General features: G+C 72.3%; 2 pseudogenes. One reads left to right on the top strand and one right to left on the bottom strand.

What is annotated here, in order from left to right:
- Nucleotides 1-498 precede the first annotated feature (498 nt).
- Nucleotides 499-1,482, top strand: a pseudogene (locus AOK24_RS52550) (tetratricopeptide repeat protein); the annotation flags it as partial.
- 112 nt (nt 1,483-1,594) lie between these two features.
- On the opposite strand, the pseudogene AOK24_RS51820 reads toward AOK24_RS52550, so the two are convergent.
- Nucleotides 1,595-1,681 (bottom strand): annotated as a pseudogene (locus AOK24_RS51820) (two-component system response regulator); the annotation flags it as partial.

Below are 1,681 nucleotides of genomic sequence, written 5' to 3'. Positions count from 1 at the left end.
TGCCGCACCTGCTCGGCCGACAACGCCTCGTCGGCCGAGCAGGTGCGGCATCTCCTGCCGGGTGCCTCCCGGCACCGGTTGCTGGTGACGTCCCGGGACCGGCTGCCTCAACTCGGGGCCCGGCTGGTGCCGTTGGGCGAGCTGTCGGCGGAGGAGTCGTACGAGCTGCTGAGGCGGGCGTTGCGGATCGCGGACCCGGACGACGAGCGGGCCGCCGAGGAGGAGGCCGCAGCTCGGCAACTCGCCGGGTTGTGCGGGTACTTGCCGTTGGCGCTTCAGATCGTGGCGGCGTTGCTCGCGGAGGACTCGGAGCGGTCGATTGCCGAACTCGTCGAGGAACTCGCCGGGTTGCGCAACCGGCTCGCGGGGCTCGACGACGGGGTGCGGAGCGTGCGGGCGGCTTTCGACCTGTCGTACCGCAGACTGACCCCGGAGCAGGCGCGGGTGGTGCGGCTGATCTCCGTCGCGCCGGGGGCGGACGTGGGGGAGGGGGTGTTGATGGCCCTCGCCGATGCGGAGGTGCTGCCGCTGGAGGAGCTGAGGGGGTTGCGGCGGGCGCATCTCGTGGAGCGGGTGGGGAAGCGGTGGCGAATGCATGACCTGGTGCGGGAGTTCGGCGCGGAGATCCTCGGGGAGGACGAGGAAAGGGGTGCGCGAGAACGGGTGCTGGAGTTCTATCGGCGAGGCTCGCGTGCGGCCGATGCGTGGCTGCGACGGCTGCCCGGCGAGGAACGGCCCCCGCTGTTCTCGGGACGCGAGGAGGCCGCGGCCTGGCTGGACGCCGAGAGGCCGGGGCTGGTGGCGGCGGTTCGGCGGGAGAGGGGGCAGGAGTTCGCGCGGGACGGCATGAGGGTGGCGCTGTGCCTTGCGGAGTACTTGAACTGGCGGCGGGCCTTCGACGACCTGTGCCTGGTGATGGAGGTGTCACGGGAAGAGGCCCGGGCCACGGGGCAGACGTACGCGGAAGCCGCCTCCTGGTACAACCTCGGCATGGCGCTGGACCGGTCGAGCCGGTACGAGGAAGCGATCGACGCGTACGAGCGGGCGCGGGCCCTCTTCGCGGAGGCCGGGAGCCGGGGCGACGAGGCGGCGGCCCTGAGCAGCATGGGGAGCGCGCTGTCGGAACGGGGACGCTTCGACGAGGCGCTCGCCGCGCACACCCGAGCGCGTGCCCTGCACGAGGAGACCGGGGACCGGGCCGGCGAGGGACACGTGTGGGGAAAACTCGGCCAGACCCTGACCAGGCTGGGACGGAGACAGGAAGCGGTCGAGGCGCATACGCGCGCCCGGGATCTCTTCGCCGGAACAGGGGATCGCGCGATGGAAGGCGTGGCCTGGTCCAACCTCGGCATCACCCTCAGAATGCTGGGCCGGCCGCAGGACGCGATCGCGGCCTACGACAAGGCACTCGCTCTCCACGACGAGTTCGACGACCTGTACGAGATCGGGGTGGTTCTGCACAACCTCGCGGTGGTCCACGAGGACGACGGCGCTCTCGACCGGGCCCGGGACGCCTACCGCCGGGCCGCCGACGCGTTCGCGCGAGCGGACGAACCCGACCTCGCCACCCTCTGCCGTATCCGCGCCTTCCCCTTCACCTCCGGTCCCCCCGCACCCACCGATACACCAGCTCCGGCCGCCCCACCTGCCCGTACAGCGGCTGTCTCTCCGCCCTCCCCGC

Origin of the sequence: Streptomyces niveiscabiei (assembly GCF_001419795.1) — a bacterium.
In the GTDB taxonomy this organism is placed as follows: Bacteria; Actinomycetota; Actinomycetes; order Streptomycetales; family Streptomycetaceae; genus Streptomyces; species Streptomyces niveiscabiei.
The sequence above is the reverse complement of the archived record's forward strand: the minus strand, read 5'-3'. Positions and strand labels throughout refer to the sequence as shown.